Raw genomic sequence first — 6,170 nt, forward strand, 5'->3', positions numbered from 1 at the left:
CTTTCTGTTCCATAACAGGTGTCCACTAGTTGAAAAGGTGGGCACCTACGTTACCAATACAGGCTTAATGGCTACATACGGCGGTCAGTTTACGCTTACGATATTTTACAGCTGTGTCGCAATGATTCGCTGATGATTGGCCGGGAGTCTTTCAGCGTGGATCGTATTACTCCTGATGACGGCGGATGTAGTTATATCCGGTTGCGGCGTGAAGGAGCAGGAAACGTAAGGGCAGGGGGATATTATGAGGGGGCTTGAGAATGCCATCCGCAATCTGAACAGTCTTGATACCCGTATGGTGCCGCAGGCCAGCGCATGGGCAGTAAACCGGGTTGCTGCAAAAGTTGTCTCGGTTGCCACCCGGCAGGTCGCCAGGAATACCGTTGCGGGAGATAACCAGGTGAAGGGGGGCCCCCTGAAACTGGTGCGTCAGCGCGTCCGGGTATTTAAAGCCAGTCCGGCAGGAAAAATGTATGCCCGTATCCGTGTTAACCGGGGCAATCTGCCCGCCATTAAGCTTGGCACAACATGCCGGCGTGCCGGTGACGGACTGAAGGTGGGGAAATACTTTTTTCGTGGTGCGTTTATCCAGCAGCTGGCGAACGGTCGCTGGCATGTTCTCAGGCGTCTTCCTGAAGCGTGTTTTGAAACAGGAAAGGACAGTAAGGGGCGGCCCAGAAAAAATCGTCTGCCCGTGGAGGTTGTGAAAATTCCGCTGGCCGGACCGCTGACACAGGCATTTGAGGATGCCCGCGATCGCATCATTGAAACAGCTGGGGTATGCCCTGAAACAGCAACTGAGGATACATTTGGGATGAACAGGCACACACAAATCCGCCAGGCAGTACTGGCAAGCCTGAAGGGCGAATGCGGGGGGAATGTCGTGCTTTTTGACGGGCTTCCGGCATTTATTGATGCGCAGGAACTGCCCGCCGTGGCGGTGTGGCTGAGTGATGCGCAGTACACCGGAAAAATGACGGATGAGGACGACTGGCAGGCTGTTCTGCATATTGCCGTTTTCGTCCGTGCACAGGCGCCGGATTCTGAGCTGGATACGTGGATGGAGAACACCATATTTCCGGCCATGAAGGATATTCCGGTGCTTTCCGGACTCATCGACACCATGATCCCACTCGGTTTTAACTATCAACGTGATAATGAGATGGCCACCTGGGCGATGGCGGAAATCACGTACCAGATCACGTACACGAATTAAGGAGGTGGCAATGACCACACCAAATCCACTGGCAAAGACGAAAGGTGCGGGAACGACGTTCTGGATGTACACCGGCAAGGGCGATGCGTTTGCGAACCCTTTGTCGGACACTGACTGGCTGCGTCTTGCGATGGTGAAGGATCTGCAACCTGGCGAAATGACCGCTGATGCAGAAGATGACACTTATCTCGATGATGAAGATGCAGACTGGAAAACGACAACCCAGGGGCAGAAATCCGTCGGTGATACTTTGGCGACGCTGGCCTGGCGTCCGGGTGACAGCGGGCAGAAAAAACTGGTTCAGTTGTTCGATTCCGGTGAAGTCTGCGCGTTTCGTATCAAATACCCCAACGGTACGGTTGATGTTTTCCGTGGCTGGCTGAGTTCACTGGGTAAAACCATTACCTCAAAAGAGGTGATGACCCGTACTGTAAAAATCAGCGGTGTGGGGCGTCCGTATCTGGCAGAGGAGGGCGCTGAAACCGTGGGTGTTACCGGACTGACGGTGGCACCGGCATCTGTCAGTGTCAAAGCGGGAGCAACCACCACACTGACCTTTACAGTAAAACCTGACGGGGCCAGTGACAAAGCGATCAGTGTGCATTCGTCAGATCCTCAGACTGCTTCGGTGACCCTGAGCGGGCTTGTGGCCACGGTGAAAGGCGTGAAGCAGGGCAGTGTCAGCATCGTGGGCATGACCTCTGACGGAGAGTTTGTGGCAGTGGCTGCGGTGACCGTCAGCGCACCATAACAGGACGATACTCATCATTGCCCCGGTTATCCGGGGGTTTTTGCATCCGGAGAACATGATGTTTCTGAAACAGGATACGTTTAATTATGAAAAACAGTCCGTGGTGCTCAGTGAGCTGTCCGGGCTGCAGAGAATTGAATATCTGACGTTTGTTCAGCAGCGAACGGCAAAGTTTGATGCACAGGAGGGAGAACTGCCGGAGGCTGAACGACAGATTGCTTTTCTGCGTATGGGAATGGATATCAATGCCTGGCTGGTTTCCCGCTCACTGTGGAATGCTGAGCAGTCTCAGGATGTTGAGACGCTTTGCGCATCCATTATGACAACATGGTCGTATGATGCGCTGGGCGCGGGGGCGGAGAGGGTTCTGTCGCTGAGCGGTATGGGGACCATTGAGAATGCCGGGGATGATGATCATGAGGCGCTGACGCCGGAAAAGTCCTGACGCGGGAAATGCAGTTTGTCATGCGGCTTGCCCGGGAGTTCCGGCGGGCAGACTGGCGGCGGATGCTGTCGGAAATGTCGGCCACTGAGCTTGGTGAGGGGGCGATTATTTCCGGATGCAGAGCTTCAGTGATGTGTGGATGGATGCGCAGTTTGCCTCGCTGAAGGCATTGATCGTGAGAATGGTGTCCGGCAGCAGTGATGCTGCGGTGGCTGATTTCAGCCTTTTACCGGAAGAGAACGGGATACCGGAGCGAACGGACGAAGAACTGATGCATCTTGGGGAAGGTATTTCCGGAGGTGTGCGTTATGGACCAGATAGCCAACCTGGTCATTGATTTGGGGATTGATGCGGCAGAGTTTAAAAATGAAATTCCCCGTATCAAAAACCTTCTGAATGGTGCAGCCGGTGATGCAGAACGGTCTTCTGCCCGTATGCAGCGTTTTATGGAGCGTCAGACTCAGGCGGCCCGGCAGACAATGCATGCGGCTTCTTCGGCTGCAACAGCAGCATCAGCCCATGCGCAGACGGTGGAGAAGAATGCACGGGCTCATGAACGCATGGCCCGTGAGGTGGAACAAACCCGTCTGCGCGTGGATGCCCTGAATCAGAAAATGCGCGAGGAACAGGCGCAGGCCAGGGCACTGGCGGAGGCGCAGGATAAAGCGGCTGCCGCCTTTTATCGCCAGATTGACAGTGTGAAACAGGCCGGTGCGGGGCTTCAGGAATTACAGCGTATTCAGCAGCAGATCCGACAGGCCAGAAACAGTGGCGGGGTTGGTCAGCAGGATTATCTGGCGCTGATTTCGGAGATCACGGCGAAAACCCGTGCCCTGACGCAGGCAGAGGAACAGGCCACCCGGCAGAAAGCGGCGTTTATCCGCCAGCTTAAAGAGCAGGCAACCCGCCAGAATCTGTCGTCTTCTGAGTTGCTTCGCGCCAGGGCGGCTCAGCTGGGGGTAAGCAGTGCTGCAGAAGTGTATATCCGCAAAATGGAGCGGGCAGGAAAAGCCACACATTCGCTGGGGCTGAAAAGTGCGGCAGCCCGGCGGGAGCTGGGGGTGTTAATCAGTCAGATGGCGCGCGGCAATTTTGGTGCGCTGAGGGGATCCGGGATAACGCTGGCTAACCGTGCCGGATGGACAGGCGCACTGATGTCGCCGAAAGGCATGATGACTGGCGGCGTTATTGGCGGACTTGTCGCGGCGGTCCTGGGTCTGGGTAAAGCCTGGCATGACGGCCGGAAGGAGGGCGAGGAATTTAACCGTCAGCTGGCGCTGACGGGACATTATGCCGGTGTCACTGTCGGGCAGTTGTGGAAACTCAGCCGGGCCATATCCGGGAATGGTATCACGCAACATGCGGCAGCCGGTGCGCTGGCACAGGTGGTGGGCAGTGGGGCATTTCATGGAAACGATATTGGTATGGTGGCGAAAGCTGCCGCACAGATGGAGCGATCGGTTGGCCAGTCGGTCAGCGATACCATAAATCAGTTTAAGCGGCTGAAGGATGATCCTGTAAATGCCGCGAAGGCGCTGGACAATGCGCTGCATTTTTTGACTGCCACTCAGCTTGAGCAGATACGCGTCCTTGGGGAGCAGGGGCGGTCCAGTGATGCGGCCCGGATCGCCATGTCTGCGCTGGCAGAGGAAACCGGTAAACGCACATCTGATATTGATAATAATCTCAATGCGCTGGGTAGTACGCTGCAAACCTTGTCTGACTGGTGGAAGCAGTTCTGGGATGCGGCCATGAATATTGGTCGTGAAGACTCGCTGGATGCGCAGATTGATGCGTTACAGGAAAAAATTCAGCGCGCGAAAAAATATCCGTGGACAAACGCCTCCACACAGGTGGAGTACGATCAGCAGCGTCTTAACGATCTTCAGGAGAAAAAACGCCGGAAGGATTTGCAGGATGCAAAAGCGCAGGCAGAACGGAATTACCAGGAGCAACAGAAACGCCGGAATGCTGAAAATGCCGCGCTGAACCGGATGAATGAAACGGAAGCTGCACGACATCAGCGGGAAATTGCGCGTATTAATGCCATGCAGTACGCCGACCAGGCTGTCAGGGATGCGGCGATACAGCGTGAAAATGAACGTTACGAAAAAGCCATTAAGAAAAATACACGGGCAACCCGTAATGATGAGGCCACCCGGTTATTGCTGCAGTACAGTCAGCAGCAGGCACAGGTGGAAGGGCAGATTGCTGCTGCCAGACAGTCAGCAGGCATTGCCACTGAAAGGATGACTGAAGCGCATAAACAGCTTCTGGCCCTGCAGCAGCGCATCAGCGACCTGGACGGGAAAAAGCTGACGGCAGATGAAAAGAGTGTGCTGGCCCGTAAGAATGAGCTGATTCAGGCGCTGACGCTGCTGGATGTGAAACAGCAGGAGCTGCAGAAACAGACAGCGCTTAACGACCTGAGAAAAAAAACGGTTCAGCTGACCAGCCAGCTGGCAGACAAAGAACGTGCACTGCGTGAGCAGCACAATCTGGATATTGCCACTGCAGGTATGGGGGATAAGCAGCGGCAGCGCTACCAGGCACAGTTGCGCATCCGGCAGGAATACCGGCAACAGTTGCAACAGCTTGAGAATGACAGTCGCCAGAAAGGCACTTACGGGACGGAGGACTACCGGAGGGCTGAGGAGGTGCTGAAGGGGAGCCTGAAGCGACAACTGAATGAAAACAAACGCTACTGGCAGGAACTGGAAGTGGCGCAGGGCGACTGGAAAAACGGTGCCATGCGGGCGTTTCAGAATTTTACGGCGGATGCGGATAATGCGGTGGGAACGGCAGAACAGATGTTTACAGTGGCATTCAGCAGTGCCGGTAATGCACTGGCGACATTCTGTACCACCGGTAAGCTGAATTTTAAATCCTTCACCTCTTCCCTGTTGTCAGATATGGCCAGAATTATGGCACAGATGGCCATGATGCAGGCGGTAAAGGGCGTCGGCTCTTTATTCGGCTTCACGACTAATGCTGATGGCGGTGTTTACCAGTCTGCTGATTTGAGTCGCTACAGTGGCACGGTGGTTAACCGTCCGACGTTTTTTTGCTTTTGCAAAAGGCGCGGGTGTGATGGGGGAAGCGGGACCTGAAGCCATTCTGCCACTGCGTCGCGGTGCTGATGGTAAGCTGGGGGTTGTGGCGGATACTGGTGGTTCAGGCATGGTGATGTTTGCCCCGCAGTACAACATCGGGATCAATAACGACGGCACGAACGGGCAGATAGGTCCGGCAGCACTGAAGGTGGTTTATGACCTCGGGAAAAAAGCGGCCGCGGACTTTATGCAACAGCAGGCCCGTGATGGTGGCCGGTTAAGTGGAGCATACCGGTAATGGAGACGTTTCGCTGGAAGGTGCGCCCGGATATGAATGTGGTATCAGAGCCAAAAGTGGTGGCAGTGAAGCTGGGTGATGGTTATGAACAGCGTCGCCCGGCGGGACTGAATAATCTGCTGTCGACTTACAGCGTGACGATACGTGTTCGTAAAGGTGAACACCCACCTTTAAAAGCCTTTCTGGAACGGCACGGTGGCGTCCGCGCATTTCAGTGGACGCCACCTTATGACTGGAAACCGATCAGGGTGGCTTGTCGTAAATGGTCGGCAAGCGTGGGGGCGTTATGGGTGACTGTAACGGCCGATTTTGAACAGGTGGTGAACTGATGCAGGATATCCGGCAGGAAACACTGAATGAATGCACCCGTGCGGAGCAGTCGGCCAGCGTGGTGCTCTGGGAAATCG

4 protein-coding genes and 5 pseudogenes are annotated in these 6,170 nt (G+C 55.1%); all 9 read left to right on the forward strand.

All coding sequences use genetic code 11. The features are described 5' to 3' along the window. Window positions 1–99: 99 nt before the first annotated feature. Window positions 100–258 (forward strand): annotated as a pseudogene (locus BHE85_RS09585) (head-tail joining protein); the annotation flags it as partial. Then, a pseudogene (locus BHE85_RS09590) lies at window positions 245–818 on the forward strand (phage tail protein). The pseudogenes BHE85_RS09585 and BHE85_RS09590, both read left to right, overlap by 14 nt. Further along, on the forward strand, window positions 815–1,216 hold the full coding sequence (locus BHE85_RS09595) for a phage minor tail U family protein (RefSeq protein WP_001079402.1): 402 nt from the start codon (window positions 815–817) through the stop codon (window positions 1,214–1,216). Before BHE85_RS09590 ends, BHE85_RS09595 begins: the two are co-directional and overlap by 4 nt. A 10-nt stretch (window positions 1,217–1,226) precedes the next feature. Continuing rightward, entirely contained in the window at window positions 1,227–1,967 is a 741-nt protein-coding gene (locus BHE85_RS09600) for a phage tail protein (protein ID WP_000211091.1), read from the forward strand. Between the two features lie 58 nt (window positions 1,968–2,025). Beyond that, complete coding sequence (gpG, locus tag BHE85_RS09605) at window positions 2,026–2,412, forward strand: phage tail assembly chaperone G (RefSeq protein WP_000478927.1); 387 nt, start codon at window positions 2,026–2,028, stop codon at window positions 2,410–2,412. Window positions 2,413–2,420: 8 nt separating this feature from the next. Next, window positions 2,421–2,749: pseudogene (locus BHE85_RS09610) on the forward strand (phage tail assembly protein T). Beyond that, window positions 2,721–5,763, forward strand: a pseudogene (locus BHE85_RS09615) (phage tail tape measure protein). The pseudogenes BHE85_RS09610 and BHE85_RS09615 overlap by 29 nt, the downstream one beginning before the upstream one ends. Then, window positions 5,763–6,092 (forward strand): phage tail protein, encoded by a 330-nt coding sequence (locus BHE85_RS09620; protein WP_000447383.1) that lies wholly within the window; start codon window positions 5,763–5,765, stop codon window positions 6,090–6,092. Before BHE85_RS09615 ends, BHE85_RS09620 begins: the two are co-directional and overlap by 1 nt. After that, window positions 6,092–6,170, forward strand: a pseudogene (locus tag BHE85_RS26750) (phage minor tail protein L); the annotation flags it as partial. The gene BHE85_RS09620 and the pseudogene BHE85_RS26750, both read left to right, overlap by 1 nt.

Source organism: Shigella sp. FC1567, assembly GCF_001743015.1.
GTDB classification, from domain to species: domain Bacteria; phylum Pseudomonadota; class Gammaproteobacteria; order Enterobacterales; family Enterobacteriaceae; genus Escherichia; species Escherichia coli.

Bases quoted from the DNA above. Each gene is read 5' to 3' on its own strand.
- gpG (WP_000478927.1), top strand. From the start codon at position 2,026: ATGTTTCTGAAACAGGATACGTTTAATTATGAAAAACAGTCCGTGGTG.
- BHE85_RS09600 (WP_000211091.1), top strand. From the start codon at position 1,227: ATGACCACACCAAATCCACTGGCAAAGACGAAAGGTGCGGGAACGACG.
- BHE85_RS09595 (WP_001079402.1), top strand. From the start codon at position 815: ATGAACAGGCACACACAAATCCGCCAGGCAGTACTGGCAAGCCTGAAG.
- BHE85_RS09620 (WP_000447383.1), top strand. From the start codon at position 5,763: ATGGAGACGTTTCGCTGGAAGGTGCGCCCGGATATGAATGTGGTATCA.